Origin of the sequence: Hymenobacter sp. (assembly GCF_036388155.1) — a bacterium.
Lineage (GTDB): Bacteria > Bacteroidota > Bacteroidia > Cytophagales > Hymenobacteraceae > Hymenobacter.
Genome location: NZ_DASVSI010000145.1, coordinates 13,624 through 33,043, shown reverse-complemented (window position 1 = coordinate 33,043; position 19,420 = coordinate 13,624). Strand labels below are relative to the sequence as shown.

At 55.6% G+C, this 19,420-nt stretch carries 17 protein-coding genes; 7 read left to right on the top strand and 10 right to left on the bottom strand.

Going from position 1 to position 19,420, the window contains the following annotated elements; genetic code table 11:
- Positions 1-48 precede the first annotated feature (48 nt).
- Positions 49-1,446: a phosphoglucosamine mutase gene (gene glmM / locus VF629_RS20440; protein ID WP_331060357.1), complete on the bottom strand. Its 1,398-nt coding sequence runs from the start codon at positions 1,444-1,446 to the stop codon at positions 49-51.
- A 73-nt stretch (positions 1,447-1,519) separates the two neighbouring features.
- Between glmM and mazG the strand changes: the two genes are divergently transcribed.
- The 7 genes from mazG (at position 1,520) to VF629_RS20405 (ending at position 9,092) form a co-directional block, all read left to right on the top strand.
- Complete coding sequence (gene mazG, locus VF629_RS20435; RefSeq protein WP_331060356.1) at positions 1,520-2,377, top strand: nucleoside triphosphate pyrophosphohydrolase; 858 nt, start codon at positions 1,520-1,522, stop codon at positions 2,375-2,377.
- Positions 2,378-2,647: 270 nt separating this feature from the next.
- Complete coding sequence (locus tag VF629_RS20430) at positions 2,648-3,541, top strand: MotA/TolQ/ExbB proton channel family protein (protein ID WP_414653915.1); 894 nt, start codon at positions 2,648-2,650, stop codon at positions 3,539-3,541.
- A gap of 85 nt (positions 3,542-3,626) precedes the next feature.
- Positions 3,627-4,262, top strand: coding sequence for an ExbD/TolR family protein (locus tag VF629_RS20425; protein WP_331060355.1), 636 nt, complete (start codon positions 3,627-3,629; stop codon positions 4,260-4,262).
- 57 nt (positions 4,263-4,319) lie between these two features.
- Positions 4,320-4,856: a biopolymer transporter ExbD gene (locus VF629_RS20420; protein ID WP_331060354.1), complete on the top strand. Its 537-nt coding sequence runs from the start codon at positions 4,320-4,322 to the stop codon at positions 4,854-4,856.
- Complete coding sequence (locus tag VF629_RS20415; protein ID WP_331060353.1) at positions 4,853-5,680, top strand: energy transducer TonB; 828 nt, start codon at positions 4,853-4,855, stop codon at positions 5,678-5,680. Before VF629_RS20420 ends, VF629_RS20415 begins: the two co-directional genes overlap by 4 nt.
- Before the next feature lie 723 nt (positions 5,681-6,403).
- On the top strand, positions 6,404-7,399 hold the full coding sequence (locus VF629_RS20410; RefSeq protein ID WP_331060352.1) for a substrate-binding domain-containing protein: 996 nt from the start codon (positions 6,404-6,406) through the stop codon (positions 7,397-7,399).
- Positions 7,400-7,454: 55 nt separating this feature from the next.
- Positions 7,455-9,092, top strand: coding sequence for a tetratricopeptide repeat protein (locus VF629_RS20405; protein ID WP_331060351.1), 1,638 nt, complete (start codon positions 7,455-7,457; stop codon positions 9,090-9,092).
- A gap of 69 nt (positions 9,093-9,161) precedes the next feature.
- Here VF629_RS20405 and VF629_RS20400 read toward each other — a convergent pair whose 3' ends face one another.
- The 9 genes from VF629_RS20400 to VF629_RS20360 all read right to left on the bottom strand — a co-directional run bounded on the left by VF629_RS20400 (position 9,162) and on the right by VF629_RS20360 (position 19,395).
- On the bottom strand, positions 9,162-10,217 hold the full coding sequence (locus VF629_RS20400; protein ID WP_331060350.1) for an RluA family pseudouridine synthase: 1,056 nt from the start codon (positions 10,215-10,217) through the stop codon (positions 9,162-9,164).
- An 83-nt stretch (positions 10,218-10,300) separates the two neighbouring features.
- Entirely contained in the window at positions 10,301-10,948 is a 648-nt protein-coding gene (locus VF629_RS20395) for an OmpH family outer membrane protein (RefSeq protein ID WP_414653914.1), read from the bottom strand.
- A 42-nt stretch (positions 10,949-10,990) separates the two neighbouring features.
- On the bottom strand, positions 10,991-11,674 hold the full coding sequence (locus VF629_RS20390; protein ID WP_331060348.1) for an OmpH family outer membrane protein: 684 nt from the start codon (positions 11,672-11,674) through the stop codon (positions 10,991-10,993).
- Between the two features lie 38 nt (positions 11,675-11,712).
- Positions 11,713-14,238 carry an outer membrane protein assembly factor BamA gene (gene bamA, locus VF629_RS20385; RefSeq protein WP_414653913.1) on the bottom strand — a complete coding sequence of 842 codons (2,526 nt, stop codon included), beginning with the start codon at positions 14,236-14,238 and terminating at the stop codon, positions 11,713-11,715.
- A gap of 9 nt (positions 14,239-14,247) precedes the next feature.
- Positions 14,248-14,994: an isoprenyl transferase gene (locus tag VF629_RS20380; protein WP_331060346.1), complete on the bottom strand. Its 747-nt coding sequence runs from the start codon at positions 14,992-14,994 to the stop codon at positions 14,248-14,250.
- A gap of 116 nt (positions 14,995-15,110) precedes the next feature.
- Positions 15,111-15,824 carry a DUF6089 family protein gene (locus VF629_RS20375; protein ID WP_331060345.1) on the bottom strand — a complete coding sequence of 238 codons (714 nt, stop codon included), beginning with the start codon at positions 15,822-15,824 and terminating at the stop codon, positions 15,111-15,113.
- Positions 15,825-15,915: 91 nt separating this feature from the next.
- Positions 15,916-16,845 carry a DUF6089 family protein gene (locus VF629_RS20370; protein WP_331060344.1) on the bottom strand — a complete coding sequence of 310 codons (930 nt, stop codon included), beginning with the start codon at positions 16,843-16,845 and terminating at the stop codon, positions 15,916-15,918.
- Between the two features lie 140 nt (positions 16,846-16,985).
- Positions 16,986-17,879: an NAD kinase gene (locus tag VF629_RS20365; protein ID WP_331060343.1), complete on the bottom strand. Its 894-nt coding sequence runs from the start codon at positions 17,877-17,879 to the stop codon at positions 16,986-16,988.
- A 79-nt stretch (positions 17,880-17,958) separates the two neighbouring features.
- Positions 17,959-19,395, bottom strand: coding sequence for a BamA/TamA family outer membrane protein (locus tag VF629_RS20360; RefSeq protein ID WP_331060430.1), 1,437 nt, complete (start codon positions 19,393-19,395; stop codon positions 17,959-17,961).
- Between the last annotated feature and the right edge of the window lie 25 nt (positions 19,396-19,420).

Sequence of the window (19,420 nt, the reverse complement as noted above, 5' to 3'; positions counted from 1 at the left end):
GATACTACCGCTCACCAATGGCTCAGTCGTTTGTCGACCAACCGATTACTACGCTTTCACGGAAATAATTTCCTTGATGTCGCCAATGATTTTCTGGGCCAAATAATCGGCCGTGGCGTTGGAATCCGATTCGGCGTAAATCCGGATGATGGGTTCCGTGTTGGACTTGCGCAAGTGCACCCACTCTTTGTCGAACTCGATTTTTACGCCGTCGATGGTGTTCACCGGCTGCTTGGCGTAGCGCTTCTCCATCTGCACCAGCACGTCGTCCGTGTTTATTTCCGGCGTTAGCTCAATCTTGTTTTTCGAGATGAAATACTTCGGGTACGAGTTGCGCAACCGAGTCATGGTGAGGCCCGACTTGGCCACGTGCGTCAAGAACAGCGCGATGCCCACTAAGGCGTCGCGGCCGTAGTGCAGCTCCGGGTAAATGATGCCACCGTTGCCTTCGCCGCCAATTACGGCGTTGGTTTCCTTCATTTTGGTCACCACGTTCACCTCGCCCACCGCGGCGGCGGCGTATTGGCCGCCCGCTTTTTCGGTCACGTCGCGCAGGGCCCGGGTGCTGCTCAGGTTGCTCACGGTGTTGCCACCGCCCAAGGCTTTCAGCACGTAGTCGGCCACGGCCACCAGCGTGTACTCTTCGCCGAACATTTCGCCGTTCTCGCTTACAAGCGCCAGACGGTCAACGTCCGGGTCTACCACGATGCCAAGGTCGAACCCGCCTTTTTCCAGCACCTTGGCAATGTCGCGCAGGTGTTCGGGCAGCGGCTCGGGGTTGTGCGCAAAGTCGCCGGTGGGCTCGCAGTGCAGTTTTTCAATGGTTGTTACTCCCAGGGCCTCCAGCAGTTGCGGCACTGCAAAGCCACCCGAAGAATTCACCGCATCTACCACAATGCGGAAGTTGCGTGCTTTAATTGCTTCAACGTCGACCAATGGCAGCGCCAAGATTGCCTTGATGTGCTTTTTGAGGAAGGTTGTGTCGACGGTGTATTGACCGAGCTTGGTGACGGGCGCAAACTCAAAACCTTCGCTCTCCGCCAACGCGAGCACCTGCTGCCCGTCGGTGTCAGAAATAAATTCGCCGTGGGCATTCAACAGCTTCAGCGCATTCCACTGCTTGGGGTTGTGCGAGGCCGTGAGGATGATGCCCCCGGCAGCTTTTTTGGCGGGCACGGCCATTTCCACGGTGGGCGTGGTGCTCAGGCCCAGGTCGCACACGTCAAGTCCGAGGCCTTGGAGGGTGGCCGCCACGAGGCGGCTAACCATTTCGCCGGAAATACGGGCGTCGCGGCCAATGACGATGAGCTTGCTGTCGGTGGCCTGGGTTTTAACCCAGCTCCCGTAAGCGGCGGCATACTTCACCACGTCAAGCGGAGTCAGGCCTTGCCCAACGGGGCCGCCAATGGTGCCGCGAATGCCAGAAATAGATTTTATGAGTGTCACGGAGTAGAAATTTGAAAGGCCAAAATTAGGTACTATCAACCGCTTGGCGGCGGCAAGTTTTATCTTTGATACGATGGAAAACACCCCCAACGACTCTACCGTCCTGCTTACCAGCGCTCGCCGGCCCGCTCAACTAGAAGCCTTTGGGCGTTTGCTTGATGTTTTGGACCGCCTTCGGGCCGAATGCCCGTGGGACAAAAAACAAACCCTGCAATCATTGCGCCACCTCACCATCGAGGAGACGTACGAAATCAGCGACGCGATTTTGCGCGATGACCTGCCCGACCTCAAAAAAGAATTGGGCGATGTGATGCTGCACCTGGTTTTTTATGCCCGTATCGCCGCCGAAAAAGGCGCTTTTGACATTGCCGACGTGCTCAACGCGCAATGCGAAAAGCTGATTTACCGTCACCCACACATTTACGGCGATGTGCAAGCCGACGACGAAGAGGCGGTGAAGCGCAACTGGGAGCAGCTCAAGCTCCGAGAAAAAGGCACCACTACGGGGGTGCTGGGCGGCGTGCCCACGTCGTTGCCAGCCCTGATAAAGGCCATGCGCATTCAGGAAAAAGCCCGCGGTGCGGGCTTCGATTGGGAGCAGCCCGAGCAGGTGTGGGAGAAAGTGCGCGAAGAGTTGGGAGAATTTGGCGAAGAGTATAGCCATGGCAATCCGGAGAAAATGGATGCCGATAAAGCAGCATCTGAGTTCGGCGATTTGTTATTTTCTCTGGTCAACTTCGCCCGCTTCGCTGGCATCAACCCCGAAGAAGCCTTAGAACGCACCAACCGCAAGTTTATCAGCCGCTTTCAGTATCTAGAGGCGGCGGCTACTGCCAACAATCAGCGGCTGTCCGACCTGACATTGGCGCAAATGGACGTGTACTGGGAACAGGCCAAACAGCGCCCTGCCCAACCCGACAACGCCAATTAGCGTTGGTATATATATACCTTACTTTCCTTGCCTTTCTGTTGGCTCCGGCCAATTTTTCTTTGGTCAGGCCGTGCTTTTTGGTTAGGTTTGCCCAGCTAAGGAAGGCGGTTGTGTAGTTTGGTATGCGGTAAATGCCACTTTCTAATCCTTTTCACTCTGGGATTATCGATTGTTCTTTTGCTGCGCCCTGCGCTCCTAACCAACTTTTTGCTTTTTATTTACCCACTCAATTCAACTACTTCACACAACAACCCCAAACACTCCGGAACAATGGAACAGAAAAATGCCATGAATACGAGCCCCCGGCCCGCCGCTACGGCCGCTAAAGCCGACGCCCAAAGCAGCGGTGGAGCCTCGCTGTTCTCCGTCCTGGTTATCATCCTCGCCTTTATCGTCAGCGTTGTCGTTTACAAATTTGTCTTAGGTGACGGCAGCCACTTCCAAGGAGGCGACAACAAGAACAACCCCCTGGCCGGTGACTACCTCGGCATTGTGTACAAAGGCGGTGTTATCGTGCCGGTCCTCATGACCATGTTGCTCTGCGTGATTACGTTCTCCATTGAGCGTTTCCTCACCATCAGCAAGGCCAAAGGCAGCAAGAGCATCGAGTCGTTTGTGCGTTCCGTGCGTCAAAAACTGAACGCCAACGACATCAACGGCGCCCTCGCCGCTTGCGACCAGCAGAAAGGTTCGGTAGCCAACGTGGTAAAAGCCGGCTTGCTGAAGTACAACGAGATGTCGCGCGAAACGAGCATGGGCACCGACCAGCGCGTGCTGGCCATCCAGAAAGAAATCGAAGAAAGCACGGCGCTCGAATTGCCCATGCTGGAGAAAAACCTCGTTATCATCTCGACCTTGGCTTCTATCGCCACGCTGACCGGTCTGCTCGGCACGGTGTTCGGCATGATTAACGCCTTCGCCGCTCTGGCGCAGGCCGGTAGCCCCGACGCCGTAGCTCTGGCAAACGGTATCTCGGAAGCACTCATCAACACGGCTCTGGGTATCGGTACGTCGGCCCTCGCCATTGTGGCCTACAACTACTTCACCAGCAAAATTGACGAGCTGACCTACAGCATCGACGAAGCTGGCTTCAGCATCATCCAGACCTTCGCTGGTCAGCATGGTAGCAATGCGAACACGGGTCAGCCGGTTCGGGCGGTTTAATTCCGTCTATTACTGATGCACTAAAATGCGGGGCAGTTCGTTTAGAGAAACCAAACGAATTGCCCCCTTTTAATCCCACCTCGCAATGCCTAAAGTAAAACCGCACCGTACCTCGCCGTCGCTCGACATGACGCCGATGGTGGACCTGGCCTTCTTGCTGGTGACGTTCTTCATGCTCACCACCAAGTTTGCCCCCGAAGAGACCGTGGTAGTAGATACGCCATCGTCTATCTCGGAACTCAAACTGCCCGAGAGCAACGTTATTACGCTGACCATCGACAAAAAAAAAGACAGAGTGTTTTTTGGCGTTGATGACCCCAAAACCAAAATCCAGGCCCTGCAGCGCGTCGGCGCCAAATACGGTGTCAACTTCACTGCGGAGCAGGCCAAGGAGTTCGGTAACCTACCCAACTTCGGTCTCCCCATCAACCAACTGGGTTCTTACCTCAACGTTGAAAAGGAGGAGCGCAAGGCGCTGAATGCACAGCAGCCCGGAGTCCCCATCGACTCGCTCAACAACCAGCTCATCGACTGGGTACTGGAAGCTCGCCGTGCTAACCAGGCCATTTTTAAGAAGCCTACTTACATCGCCATCAAAGGCGACGGCAACGCCGACGTACCGACGGTGCAGAAGGTAATCAAGCTTCTGCAGGAACGCGACATCAACCGTTTCAACCTTATCACGGACTTGGAGAACAAGCCTGTTGCATCTGCTCAGTAGTTCTGAGCAGGCCGCACAAGCCACACATTCTTCCGTTCATTCACTTCAGTAAATCCCATGGCAGAAATTCAAGGAAAAGCCGATTCCGGTGGGAAAGGTGGGAAAAAACGGGCCAAGAAAATGTCGACCAAAATCGACATGACCCCGATGGTAGATTTGGCCTTTCTACTGCTCACCTTCTTCATGCTGACCACCACCTTCGCCAAGCCCAACGTGATGCAGCTCACGATGCCGGTGAAGAAGACCGACGACGTGGAGGATACCAAAATCAAGGCCTCGCAAGCCATGACCATCCTTCTCGGCAAAGACAACAAGGCGTACTACTACTTCGGTCTGAACACGCCCAACGACAAGACCGTACCGAAGCCCGAGCTGAAAGTGACCAACTATTCGGCCAATGGCATCCGTCAGGTCCTGCTGGAGCGTCAGCGCCAACGCCCTGAGCCCATTATCCTCATCAAACCAACCGAGGACGCCAAGTACAAAAACATGGTGGACATTCTGGACGAGATGAACATCACGAACCAGAAAAAATACGCGCTGGTGAAGGTACCCAAAGACGACTTGGACCTCATTAAAGAATCAGCCCTATGATGGATAACGCGCAAATCGCCAAGGCCAGCTTAAACGACATCGTTTTTGAAGGCCGCAACAAGGCATACGGGGCCTACGTACTGCGTCGCTTGTACCAGCGGCACGTTACGCGGGCACTGATTATTGCCACGGCGGTTTTCCTGCTCTTGATTGCTTTCCCGCTCATTTCGCAATACCTGAAAGACAGGTTGCCGAAGGAGCCCAAAAAGAATCTCCAGGAAAACGTGCTGATGGAGGCCCCGCCTCTTGACGACACCAAGCCGCCACCCCCTCCGCCGCCGCCCGAGGCGCCACCACCCCCTCCCCCCAAACTCACGACCATCAAGTTCACGCCTCCAGTGGTGAAGAAGGATGAGGAAGTGAAAAAGGAGGAAGTGCCCGACCAGGAAGAGCTGAAAGACAAAACCGTTGCGACCGTAACCGTAAAAGGCAACACGGACGCAGTAGATTTGTCAGAGCTTTCGGGCGAAGGCGACAAAGTGGTTGAGGAAGTTGTAGAGAACAAAGTCTACACCTACGTTGAGCAAATGCCTGAGCTACCCGGTGGTGGCGGCAACGCAGCCATCGTAGCAGCCATCCAGAAAGCCACCAAGTACCCTCCCCTGGCGCTCCGTAACCAAGTCGAAGGGCGTATTTTCGTGAGTTTCACGGTGAATGCCCAAGGTGACGTTTCGGATGTAAAAGTGGTAAAGGGCCTTGGTTCGGGCTTGGACGAGGAAACGATTCGGGCGGTAAAGACCCTGCCCAAATTTGTTCCGGGCAAGCAGAATGGCCGGGCAGTTAGCGTGTCGTTTACTGTACCGATTACCTTCAAAATTCAATAACTGAGCGTAGCTCCGGCCGCCTCTACTTAAAACCCGAATTAAGCTTCACCGCTTGGTTCGGGTTTTTTGTTGCGCTAGCCGCAGGAAGAATGCCCATTTTCCATCCACTCATACTAACGAGTTAGGCTGGCGCGTTTGGGGTGGCCATTGCTGTACGTAAAAACAACTCAAGGCACCGCCAGGCGTGTGAAATGCAAGCCTATGTGCAGTTCAACTTAATACAGGCCCCCACAAGCGAGGCAGCATACATTTAAATAAATCGTTCTTTTTATAACTATAAAAGCGCGCTAGTAGTACATAGAAGCAATTCGCAGTTATGAAAACCCGTTAATTCTTGGCTTTTTTGCAGCCTGCTTGCGGCTTCACCACCGAAGCCAGCGAACCTTTACACAGGTGATGAGGGTTTAAAACAGCCTTTGCGAAGGTGTAATGGCTTTTTTATCTCATCATTGATATTTATGCTTAATCGTCCAACTACTGAGGAACGGCTTGGTAAGTCGCCTCAGCGACTAGTGCGTTACTTTGTCCTGGTGATGGCCATGGTGTACATGGGGCTGGGCTTTTGGCTGTGGTACTCGGCCACCCAACCCGCAGGTGGTGGCTTGCTGCAGCTAGGCCCAACTGGCCGCATAATACTGGGGACCGTGTTTGTCCTGTACGGAGCAGTGCGATTCTACCGAGGCTATCAAACTAATTTTAGTAAAACCAATACCCTTGACGAACATGATTAAGTCAGCCCACAAGTTAGTTTCCAGTGCCGCGGTAGTTGTGGCTGGTGCGCTGACCGTAGTGGCATGCAATGGGCCGGGCTCGCCGGGCGCGCAGGACACGCCTACCAGCGGCACTGTGGCCTTAAGTGTAGATGAGACGTTTGCGCCTATTCTGCAGGCTCAGATTGATACTTTTTCGAAGCTGTATCCCAACGCCCATGTGAAAATGACGTTCCAGCCCGAAGAAAACGTCATGCTGGACCTTATCAACGACAAGGTGAAAGTGGCCGTCGTGTCACGGGAGCTCAATGCCGAGGAAAAGGCAGATTTTGTCAAGCAGAGCATCGTGCCCCGAACCACGCACATTGGCATCGACGGGCTGGCCATTGTGCTTCACCGCGACAACCCGGACTCCTTGCTGACGGTGGCGCAGCTGGCCGATATTTTCACGGGTAAAACCGCTACGTGGGACAAAATCAGCGGTAAGAAAGGACTGGCCAACATCAACGTGGTGTTTGACGCCAACCGCAGCAGCACGGCCCGTTATGTGCGCGACTCAATAACGCGCGGTACGACCCTGACGCCGCGGGTGTTTGCGGCCACGTCGAACCCGGCGCTGCTGGATTATGTTGCAACGCATCCGAGCGCGATTGGGGTTGTGGGGGTGAACTGGATTTCGGACCGCGACGACCCCGCTGCCATGAAGTTCATGAACAAGGTACGGGTGGCAAGCATTACAGCACGGCCCAATCCCAAGCCCAACGACTTTATTCAACCGTATCAAGTATACTTGGCCGAGAAAACCCCGGCACAGTTGGCCGAATACCCGGATTTGCAGAACTACCCACTCCGCCGCAACCTTTACATCATCAGCCGCGAGGCACGCGCCGGGTTGGGCACGGGGTTTGCATCTTTTGTGGCAGGCAAGAACGGTCAGCTGATTTTTCAAAAGTCGGGCTTGCTCCCGGCGCAGATGCAAGCTCGCATCGTGACGACACCTAAACTGTAAGCGCCCCGTGCGCGTATTAATTTTTCATTTTCGCTTTTCATCTTTTTCATTTCCTATGAGTTTCAAGCCCTGGAAACAGCCGCTGCTCACTGCCGCACTACTGGCAGCTGGCACTACGGCGGCCACCGCCCAAAACGTGCAAACTGCTCAACGCGCCATTGAACTGGGCCGGTACAACGAAGCCCGTGCCGCCCTACGCCCGGGCACCACGCCCGAAACAGCCTTCGAAATGGGCCGTTTGTATCAGATGCGCGACATGCCGGACTCGGCTGCCTTCTATTTCGACAAAGCTGCTGGCTCGACGCCGTTTGGCCAAGTAGCTGCCGGCCGCGCACTGCTGGCCAAAGGCCAACTGGGACCCGCCGAATCTAAATTCGATGCTGCTGCCAAGGCGACCAAAAACAAGGATGCCAAGTTGCTGACGATGATTGCCCAAGCCTATGGGGAGTCGGACTTGAAACAAATGGGCAAGGCCGAGACGTACATCACTGCAGCTCAAACCGCTAGCAAAGGCAAAGTGGACCCCACTTTGATGGTGGCCCGTGGCGACGTATTCTTGCTTTCTGACCAAGGAGGTGGTCAAGCCATGTCCAGCTACGACCAAGCCATTGCGGCCAACCCGAGCTACGCCCAAGCCCACTACAAGAAGGGCCAGTTGAGCGTGCGTTCGCGCAACTTCAACGCCGCCCGCGAAAGCCTCAACAAGGCCATCGAGCTGGACCCTAGCTATGCACCGGCTCACCGCGAACTGGCTGACATGTACTACTACGCCGGTCAGTACGATTTGGCAGCTAGCTCTTTCCAGAAATACCTGGAATTGGCGGAACGTACTCCTGCCACGGATGCCCAGAACGCGTCGTTCTTGTACTTGACCAAAAAGTATCCTGAAGCGTTGGCCGAGGTAAATAAGGTTCTTGAGAAAGACCCCAAAAACCTCACCATGAACCGTCTGAAGCCCTACTTGCTGTATGAAACCGGCGATTTTGCTGCCGCGGCTACGGCGATGGATAATTACATGAAGACTACTCCTCCGGAGAAAATCATTCCGGAAGATTACTCTTACCAGGGCCGTATTCTTGCACGCGCTGGCCGTGCCGACGAAGGCATTGCCATCCTGAACAAAGCCATCACGGCCACTACCGACCCAGCCAAGAAAAGCGAATTGCAGAACGACTTGGCCACGGCTTACCTGGCCAAGAAGGACTACACGGGCGCCATTCGGATTTTCAAGGAAAAGCTGAAGAATGGCGGTGACCTTACCGACCAGTTCCGTTTGGCTTCTGCTTTTAGCAGTGCCAAACAGTACACGCAGGCTGACAGCGTATTCGGCATCATCCAAACCGCTCGTCCTACCTACGCTCCGGCCGTATTGGCTCGTGCCCGCGTGAACGCCGCCCGTGACGCCGATGGCAAGCAAGGCTTGGCCAAGACGCACTACGAAAAGTACATCGAGCTGTCGAAGGCCGAAGGCGCTGACCCGGCCAAGTTCAAAGAAGGCCTCGTGGCCGCTTATGGCTACCTGGGCGTGTACAACTACCAGAAAGGCGACAAAGCCGCTGCGCAGTCCAACTTCGAGCAAGTGTTAGCCCTGGACCCCACCAACGAAGGTGCCAAGAACAACATCGACGTGCTGACGGCTAAGCCCCGTACTCCCAGCAAAGCTCCTGCAAAAGCCACGGTTAAAAAGAAATAACGCGACTGTCTGAAATAAAAAGCCCCGATGCAAGTGCATCGGGGCTTTTTTTGGTCCATGTGCGAGGTATTATGCTGCCCACGCGCGCCACTTTTCTAATACCTGTTCAAAATCCTGCGGCAACTCTGCCTCGAAATACAGCTGCTCGCCAGAGGTTGGGTGGGTAAATCCCAGGGAACGCGCGTGCAGTGCTTGCCGCGGCATTAGTTGAAACGCATTCTCGACAAACGCCCGGTACGCCCCAGTGTTCTGCCCTACCCGAATACGGTCGCCCCCGTAAGTGGCATCCGAGAACAGCGGGTGGCCAATGTGCTGCATGTGCGCCCTGATTTGGTGCGTGCGCCCGGTTTCGAGCACGCAGCGCACCAACGTGACGGGCCCAAAGCTTTCCAGCACCTCATAATGCGTCACAGCGGGCTTCCCCTGCTCGCCACCTGGGTACACTGCTTGCACCTTGCGGTCGCGCAGGCTGCGGCCTATGTGGCCGCTAATGGTGCCCGTTGGCCCGGGCGGGGTGCCCCACACCAGCGCCAAGTAGCTCCGCTTGATGGTATGATGGAAAAACTGCAGCGACAGATGCGTCATCGCGAACTCGGTTTTGCCAATCACCAACAAGCCTGAAGTATCTTTATCGATGCGGTGCACCAAACCTGGACGAATCTCGCCGTTACGCCCCGTAGGCAGGTTTGCCAAATGGAAAGCAAGGCCGTTTACCAGCGTGCCCTGCCAGTGGCCATAAGCAGGGTGCACCACCAGCCCAGCCGGCTTATTGACAATGAGAAGCTCTGCGTCTTCATACCGAATGTCCAAGGGCATCTCCTCGGGGACCACGCGGTTATCACGCGGGGGCTCAGGCAACGTAATGGTAATCGTGTCCTGGGGCTTGATGCGGTAGTTGGGCTTTACCGGCGCCCCATTTACTTCCACGGCCAAGGCCCGAATGGCCTCTTGAATTTTATTGCGCGAGGTATTGCGCAGCCGGTTTTGCAAGAACTTATCGATGCGCAGCAACTCCTGCCCCCGGTCTACCACAATGCGGTGGTGCTCGTAGAGTTCGTCGCCACCCTCGGCCTCATCAAAATCTTCGATTTCGGGGCCGTCAGCGCTTAGCTCGTTACTTTCCATGGCTAATTTACTAGTGCATGTATTAAATGAAAAAAGCCGAAGCAAGTGCTTCGGCTTTTTCGGTTTCTGGCGGAAAGCGCCGCTTATTTCTTGGTCTTGGTTTTGGTCTTGCCAGCCGTTGGCGAGGCAGCAGGGGCGGCGGCAGGCGCAGCCTTCGGGCCCGAAGTAACCGGCGCCGGAGTAGCGGCGGGATTGATGCCCATTTTCTTCAGCACCAAGTCCGAAATGTCACCGTCCTTGGGAGCGTGCAACAGCAGGGGGCTGCCGCCGCCGTCCGAGTTGAACACGTAGGTATACCCGTTTTCTTCGGCCACGGCGTCGATGTTCTTCTGCAGCTTGTCCAGAGCTGGCTTCAGCAGGGTCTGCTGCTTCTGCTGCAGCGACTGCTCGGCGCTGCGCTGAAACTCCTGAATGGACTGTTGCATGCTCTGCAGTTCTTTCTGCTTGTCAGCTTTCACGATATCAGTCATGGTGGCTTCGCCCTGCTGATATGTCTTGTATTTGGTTTCCAATTCGGTGGCTTTGCTCTTCAGCTGGCCCTCCAGTTGGGTGTTGTACGCTTTGAGGTCTGATTCAATTTGCTTGCTTTCGGGCATCCGAGCCAGTACGTACTGCACGTCGGTATAACCAATTTTCAAGGGGGCCTGGGCCTGCGCGGAGGTGGCGGCCAGGGTTCCGGCGGTCAGCAGAGCGGCGGCGAGCGTCAGACGAAAGGTTTTCACGAGATTCATCAAAAAGAAAAAGGGGTCAGAAAATTATTGATACAAAGGTAATTACTTCGGGCTCTTCTTGGTAGCACGCTGCGGCTTGGCAACGGGCTTGGTGGCAGATGCCGGCTCTGGAGCGCCCGAGTCGGACTCGAAATTGGGGTCGGTGGGGGTTTTGGGTGGCGTTACCGTTTTCACGGCGCCTTTGGGGCCCGGCTGGTTGCGGTCTTCTGCTCCCAAACCCAATTCCTCCAATACAAATTCCGTGTAGTCGTGGGCCGGGTTGGTATACAGCATGGTCATGTCGCCCGACTTGTCGAACAACACCGCCAATTGCTTCTTTTTGGCCACTTTCTCAACGGCTTCAAATACTTTGTCCTGAACGGGCTTGTTGAGCTCCTGCCGTTTTTTAAACAGCTGGCCCTCGTAGCCAAACTGCTTGTTCTGGTACGCCTTGATGTCCTGCTCCTTTTTGAGGATTTCGTCCTGGCGCTTTTTCTTCATGGGCTCAGTTAGCACCACTTCTTCCGCCTGGTAGTTGCGGTAGAGCTTATCTAAGTCTTTCTTCTGCGCCTCAATCTCACGTTGCCACGTGTCGGACATCGCGTTTAGCTCTTGCTGCGCCTTGGCATAATCAGGCATTTTGGCCATGATAAACTCCGAATCGACCCAGCCAAATTTTTGAGCACGGGCTTCGAAAGCTCCAGCTAGCAACAATAAGGCCAGCAGCAGGCCACCAAAATTCTTCATACCGTTGAAACGTGAAAGGCCGCTTGCAAAGTGCCCTGCTAGCGAATTTGCTGACCAATAATGAAGTGGAAGTGGTTTGGGTCGCGCCTGCTGGTAGGGTCGGTACCGGCTTGCGGCACCACGTTGTCGAAGCCGTGGCCGTAGTCAAAACCGAGCAAGCCAAAGGCCGACATGAAAATGCGGGCTCCTACGCCAGCCGAACGGTACAGCTTATAGGGGTTGTAGTTACGGTAAGAATCGTAGGCGTTGCCCGCTTCGGCAAAGGCCAGCACGTACACCGTAGCCGCCGGGTTGAGGCTGACGGGGTAGCGCATTTCAAGCACATACTTGTTGAAAGCAATGGCGCCCGCTTGTCTGGGCTGAGCGGTTGGGATGGCAAAAGGTTGCTCGGGGTCGTCGTAGCCCCGCAGGCCCACGTAGTCGGTACCAGCCAGGAAGTTGTTAGCGCCGTTGGCGCCCAGTCCAGCGCCGCCCATTTTGAAACGTTCGAACGGCCCAATCGCCCGGTTAGCATTGTAGCTGCCCAAGAAGCCGAAGTGAGCGCGAGTGTTCAGTACCAGTTTGCCAACGATGGGGGTGAACCACGAAGCGTCGAACATCCACTTGTGAAACTCAATCAACCGGTTCGCGCTAGGATGGTCGGGGTTGAGTAGAGAATAAGGCGGCGTCAAGCTCAGACTCAAGCTCAGCGCCGAACCCCGACGGGTGTAGGTAGGGTTGTCGATGCTGTTGCGCGCCAGCGTGGTGTTGAGGGTGATGTTGGTGGCATAACCCGACGTAAAGTCCGGCAACAACGCGTAGTTCTGCGTCTGGTACTGGCTAATCGACAGCGAGTTGCTGAGGGTAAAATAGTCATCTGGCACCCGCAGCTGGCGGCCCAGGCCCACCGTGGCGCTGTTCACCTTGATGAAGCTGTCCGAATTAGCATCTAGGCTGCTGCCCAAGCGCTGCACGCTGTGGTTCAAGCTGAAGGAGAAGGAGTTTGGCCGCCGGCCGCCCAGCCAGGGCTCAGTGAAGGACAGCGAATACGCCTGGTACTGCACCCCATTGGCTTGCACGTTGAGTGCCAGGCGCTGGCCGTCGCCCGAGGGCACCGGCGTCCAGTTCCGGAAGTTGCCCGCTTTCCGTAGCGAGAAGTTGTTGAATACCAACCCCACGGTGCCAATAAAGCCGGCATAACCACCCCAGCCACCAGAAAGCGTCACCTGGTCAGAAGGCTTTTCAACCACGGTGTAGTTAATGTCCACCGTGCCATCGACAGGATTGGGTATGGGGTTGATGCCAATTTTTTCCGGGTCGAAATAGCCCAGCGTTGCAATTTCCCGCTGCGAGCGGATGAGCAATTCGCGGTTGAACTTGTCGCCGGGCAGCGTGCGCAGCGTACGGCGCAGCACGTGGTCGCTGGTCTTGGTATTGCCCGCAATGCTGATGTCCTTGATGTGGGCCTGGACGCCTTCGCTGAGGCGCATTTCAATGTCAATCGAGTCGCCCTCGACCTTGGTTTCTACCGGGTCAATGGTGAAGAACAGATAACCATCGTTTAGGTAAAGCGAAGAAATGTCTTGGCCCGTCGGGTTGTAATTCAGGCGCTTGTCAAGCGTTTCCTTGCTGTACGGGCTGCCGGGCTTAATGCCGAGTACATTGGCTAGCGTCTTGTCGTCGTAGAGGTAGTTGCCGTTCCAGGTGATGTGACGGAAGTAGTATTTCGGCCCTTCATCGACGCGAATGCGCAAAGCTAGGCCCTGCTCGTCGCGCACCAAGGTGTCTGACACGATGGTTGCGTCACGGTAGCCCTCGGCGTTGTAGAATTCCAGCAGTTTTTTCTTGTCTTCTTCGTACTCCGCACGCTGGAACTTGCCCGCTGTCAGGAATTTGTACGGCTTGCGCTCCTTGGTCTTCTTGAGCTTCCCTTTCAATTTGCGGTCCGAAAAAGCCTTGTTGCCCTCGAACGCGATGTCGTGAATACGAACTTTAGAGCCTTTGTCCACATCAATGCGCAAGGCCACGCTGTTCGACAAAGCCGAATCGGGCACTTGTATGATGTTCACTTTGGCATCAAGGTACCCCTTGTTCACGTAGAATTTGCGTACCTGGGTCCGGGTGTTGTTGATGAGTGCATCAGTCACCACCTTGCCACGAATCAGGGCAATCTTTTTGGTTAGCTCTTCGGTCTGGCCTTTGCGAATGCCATCGAAGGTGAATTTTGACAAGCGCGGCCGCTCCTTGAGGTTGTAATCCAGAAAAATCTTGTTGCCCTCTGTGCGCGCAATGCTCACGCTCACATCGCCCAAGATGCCCTGCGCCCACAGCTTGCGGATTGATTTTCCGATTTCTTCGCCCGGAACCGTGATGGCGTCCCCAATTTTCAGACCGGTCAGGCCAATAAGAGTGTTTGGGTCCAGGTAGCGGGCTCCGCTCACCGTAATGCCCCCTAGCTCGTACCGTTTGGGCTCGTCGGGGGCACCCGCCGGCGCTTGCTGGGCTATTGCTGGCCGAACTGCCAAGCCACCAAACAAGGCTACAGCGAGAACGAACTTTACAAATAAACTACGCACAATAATCATTACAAAAATTTAAGATACAGTGAGTTGCTCACTGGTTTTGCCGAAGCGCCGCTCCCGGCGCTGATAAGCCAGAATGGCCTCTTGAAAATGCTGTTTTCGAAAGTCAGGCCACAGCAAATCGGTGATATACAATTCAGTATAAGCCAATTGCCACAGCAAAAAATTACTGATTCGTTGCTCCCCGCTGGTTCGAATAAGGAGTTCGGGGTCGGGCATACCAGCTGTCACTAAATAGTTAGCCACGGTCTTTTCGTTCACTGCGGTGGGCTGCAGGCGGCCGCTGGCCACGTCGGCAGCCATGCGCTGGGCGGCCTGGGTCAGGTCCCACCGTCCACTGTAGCTCAGGGCCAGCACCAGGGTCATGCGAGTGCCGGCCTTGGTAAGGTCTATGGCTTCAGCCAATTCTCGCTGGCACTTGTCCGGCAACGTGCTGATGTCGCCAATGGCTTGCAGTCGGATGCTGTTCTTGAGCAACGTAGCCGTCTCGTTCCGAATGGTGTGCACCAGCAATTGCATGAGCGCCATCACTTCCAGAGCCGGCCGGTTCCAGTTCTCCGTCGAAAAAGCATACAGCGTGAGGTAGCGCACCCCCAGTTCGGCGGCTTCCTCTACGGTTTCGCGCACGGCAGTGATGGCGCTTTGGTGTCCAAAAACGCGCAACCCGCCTCGCTGCTTGGCCCAGCGCCCATTACCATCCATGATAACGGCCACGTGAGCAGGAATATTTTGAGTATCTAATTCGGCCTTGCCGGTCATCTTTGCGGTTTCGCTAAAAGAGCCCGCAAGTTACGGAAATGGTTGCATTTAGCCGTTGTTTGTCTTCACACGGCGCCCTGCTGCGCCTCCCCTTAGCTGTTCCTTCGCGCGCAGCACTACTTCAGCAGCTTTTTATTTTTCTTGTACTGGTCGGGGCAGCGTATCTTATAAAACGTGTAGGACAAGCTCACGCCACTGTAATAGTACCAGTCTTGGTCGTTGGGATTTACCAGGAAAGGGTCTTGCTCGCCCAAATGGTCGATTTCGTCCGTGAAGGTCTTGCGCACCCCCACTTCTAGGCCCAGATTGATATGTTCCGATAATGCGTATTTAAAACCCACCCCGGCCGGAATCGCAAAGCCTACCGTGGGACCGTCACGGTTGAAGCTCTGCCCCAGCGCCGGGTTGTTGCTCTCGGTGGTGGTACTGGCATAAAAACCAGCAAGGCCAGCAAATAAATAAGGCGTAACGTGCAGCTTGTCGGTGCGGTAGTGGTAATCGAGGAAATTATATTCCAATACTGCCGAAGCTTCCAGTACGCCACCCTTGGTATTGGCTTGCCGGTAGGCGTGCAACGGAGCCGCGCTACCGTTTGCTCCCTCCACGTTGGCGTCGTCGGCGCGCAGGAACCCTCCGGTCACGGCCCCGCGCAGGGTAACGGGCACCGAAACGTCTTTGCGATAGAAGACCGTGAATCCGGGGCGGTTGTTCTGACTGCGGTAGTGGGGGGAAATTTCGCCCCGGTAAGTGGTAGCCCCTACGCCAAGGCCTAGCTCACTGGTGTTTTGCGCGTTGGCGGAAGGGCAAAAAAAGGCACTCCCCGCTTGCACGAGGCAAACGAGGAGTGCGCTTTGGAAAACTGAATTTGTCATTTAGACTAACTGCTGACTGGAAAGGTTGCCTTCAGCCAGCGGCTGCTGGCTAGCGGAATTTGGGGTTCTTGATGCGGGGCGTCAAGATGTAGTTCAAAGTTACACCCGTTACGATGTACCAGTCCGTTTTATTGCCTTCGTCACCGCGTTGGCTACCGGCTGCATTGAAACCGGGGAAATTACCCGGGTTGAAAGTAGCATCCGGCGTGGAAACGCTACGCGTGATGTCACTCCCGAAATATCTCTGCGCCTCAGTCGTTAGGGAAGCACGGTCAGCATACCTACCGCCTACGTCGTCAATGTAATCGGTGAATGTTTTGCGCCAGCCAATTTCAAGACTAGCGTCAAAGTTACGGTTAATGCGATAGCGGATACCACCGCCAAAAGGAATAGCTAATTGTGTTTGTCCATACGCGCTGGTTTGGCCTTCCGTCTTTAAGTCGGCTAGCGACACATAAGAGCCGCTAGACAAACCAGCCGAATTTGGGCCTACTAAACCTTTAGGGCTGTGATAGAAACCGGCAACGCCTGCGAATACATACGGTACAAAGTCCGGACGTTTGAGATAGTTATTACGGTTCTCGATGAGGTCAACGATGGCAACAGCAGAAGCTTCCAAAATGTCATTGCGAAACGTCATGTTTCGGTTGTAACGGAAGCGTGCGTCTGGGTCATTAGGGTCAGCAGCTTTGGTATCGTCGCCCGAGATACGGCCGTACGAAAGCCCGAAGCGGCCCGACACACGCGGGTAGAAGCGACGGGTGATGGAAACGCCAGCGCCCACGCGGGTAGCGCCAAAACGCAAGCTAGTAAAGTTGGTAACCGGCGTAACATCGCCGAAATAGTTCATAGCGTTCAGGCTGAAGCCTACGGAGTTATATTGCTTCCGCTTGCTGAACTGTTGGGCATCGGCCTCCGGCGTCGCCACTAAGGCTAACCCGAGCACAAATGCCGTGGAATAAGTGAAAATATTTTTCATAAGGCGACTAGGATTGAGGATGCGAAGGGCAGGTGTTGAGAGAAGAGCAGTTAATGCGCAGTTTCAGACGGTGACAAAAGTAGGCGGTTTTGGGAACTAAAAAAACTTTACTTGATTTTTCGGGCAAAAAAGCTCCGCCATCATAATTGGATTCCCGCCGGATTGCGACGGTCGAGGCCCCAGTTAAGTTTGCTACGCAAGGTGCTCAAAAAGTTGACGTGGTTAAGTTTTACTAGCCGAGCATTGAAGTTTTCTCGACGGACAGCAATTTGGACGGAAGCTTCTACCGGCAAAGAACGAGAGTCAAGCGCAAGCATATAGCTAGTACTGCGGCCTTCTATTTCGAAGGATATGACACTTTGGTCGGACACCACCAGTGGGCGAACGTTCAAATTGTGGGGGCATACGGGAGCAATAATAAAATTGTTTGTTTGGGGCAGCATGACGGGGCCACCACAACTCAGGGAGTAGCCCGTGGAGCCGGTGGGCGTGGCCACCACCAAGCCATCGGCCCAATACGAATTCAGGTATTCTCCATCAATGTAGGTGTGTACGACAATCATGGACGAGGTGTCGCGCTTGAGGACGCTGAACTCGTTGAGCCCAAAATTGAGGCTTCCAAACACGTCGGGGTCGGTGTCGACGCGAATCAGGCTGCGTTCCTCGATGTTGAAATGCCCTTTATAAAGCGCGTCAATGGCTTGGGCGATGCGGTCGGGGGTGATGGTGGCCAGAAAGCCCAGGCGACCGGTGTGAATGCCTAGAATTGGGATTTGCAAACTGCCCACGTACGTGACCGTGTCGAGGAGGGTGCCATCGCCGCCGATGCTGAGCACGTATTGCACGCCGCGCAGCGAGTCGCCGCGCCGAAACTCGGTGGTGCCTTCGGGCAGGCGAAGGCGGTTGTCGAGGAAGGTGCGGAAAGCTTCGCCGATGCGCACTTCGGCGCGGCGGGCAGCCAGGTCGTCGAGCAGGGCTTGGATGGCCGGGGCGGCGGCGTCATCGAATGGCTTGCCGAGAAGAGCGATTTTCATGCGCAGAAAGAGACCAGATTACGTAATCAGCGGGGCGGGTACGTAACAATTAAATAACCGATTGAACGCAGCGGAACTGCTAAATGGGGAACTCAGCGCGAAAAAAATAACCGGTTTGGCCCAGTCTATTGAACGTGTATTCGGCCGTGAACACCCGGTCGTAGTACGTGACAAGATGCAAACCGAGCCCTACGGCGCCGAGTAAACGATTGGGCAGGCGGTTCTCAAGCAAGGCGCGGGGCGTGGCAACGTAACCGGCATCGGCAAAGGTATTGAGGTAGAGGGCGAGTGGAATGGTGTTGATTTTGGGGCTGCCAAGCGACGGCACGCGAACAGGTGGCGGATGAAACACGCGGTAGGAAACGCCTTGCTGCAACAAGCCGTAATGGCGGCCGTCGATTACGTACTCGTCGTAGCCGCGCACCAAATCGTTGTAGCCCAGGGCCCGGCTGTCGGCGTAGGCCAAGCGCTGCGTGAGGCGTGCCTGGCCCCGCACCCCCACGGAGTAATAGAACTCGTGGCCGAGTGGCACGTACCGCGAATAGCTCAGGCGCAGGGTGGTGAGGCTGGGCGTGAAGGCGTCGAGGAACACGCGGTGCGTGAGCGAGGCCTGCACGAACTGGCCGCTAAGCGGATAGGCAAAGGTGTTGCGTTGATTGCGCGTGCTGGTGAGGGTGAAATCGAGGTATTCGCGCTGCGTACGGCCGAGGTAATAAGTGGGGTTGTAATAATTAACGGAATCACTAATCCGCTCGCGGTGATACGATACGTCGAAAGCCGTGAGGAACTGAACCGTATGGCGCAGGCGCAGCCCGCCCAATACATAAAAGCGCTGGATGGGAAACCCTGTATCGGTCCGCAACGCCAAGAGGCGGTCGGTGCGGGTGACGTAGTCCAGGGCCCGGCTTTGGGAAAAAGACGCCCCTACGCCAAAGCCCAGCCGGCGGTAGCGGCCCAGGCCCGGCGCCTCGTAAAACAGTTCGTATTTGCGATTGAAGCCGAGTTGCAGGTTGGCGTTGATTTCCTCGTTGCGGCCCCGAAAATTGGTACGGGTGAGGTGCACGCCGTAGTCGAGGCGACGCCACCGGTCGGGCCGGTCGAGCCAGGACCGCAGGTTGCGGTCGGCCAGGGAAACAATGGGCACCGGGAAGGTGTACCAGCGCTCTTGCACCCCAAACACGATGGCCAGCCGGCCGCTTACGCAGCTGGCCTGCACCACCACGGCATGAAACAGTTGGAGGTTGAAGAGGCGGCTGCGGTTGGCTTCGAGCCGGGCCGGCAGGTCGGCTACTGCCAAGGTGTCGCCTTCGCGAAAATCCAGCTCGGCACGCAGGATGCGCTCTTTGGTGACGTTGTTGCCCGCAAAAATCAAGGGCCCAACGGCCAGTCGGGCTGCACCGGGGCAGGGCGCAATGCGCACCAGCGTGTCGGCTGGCGCAACCACGGGGAGCAAGGGCCGGCGGGGCAACGTGGTATCGGCCGGAGCCTGCCATAAGCTCAGGCTGGCCAGCAGCACCCGCAACGGCAATAAAATTCCTAAC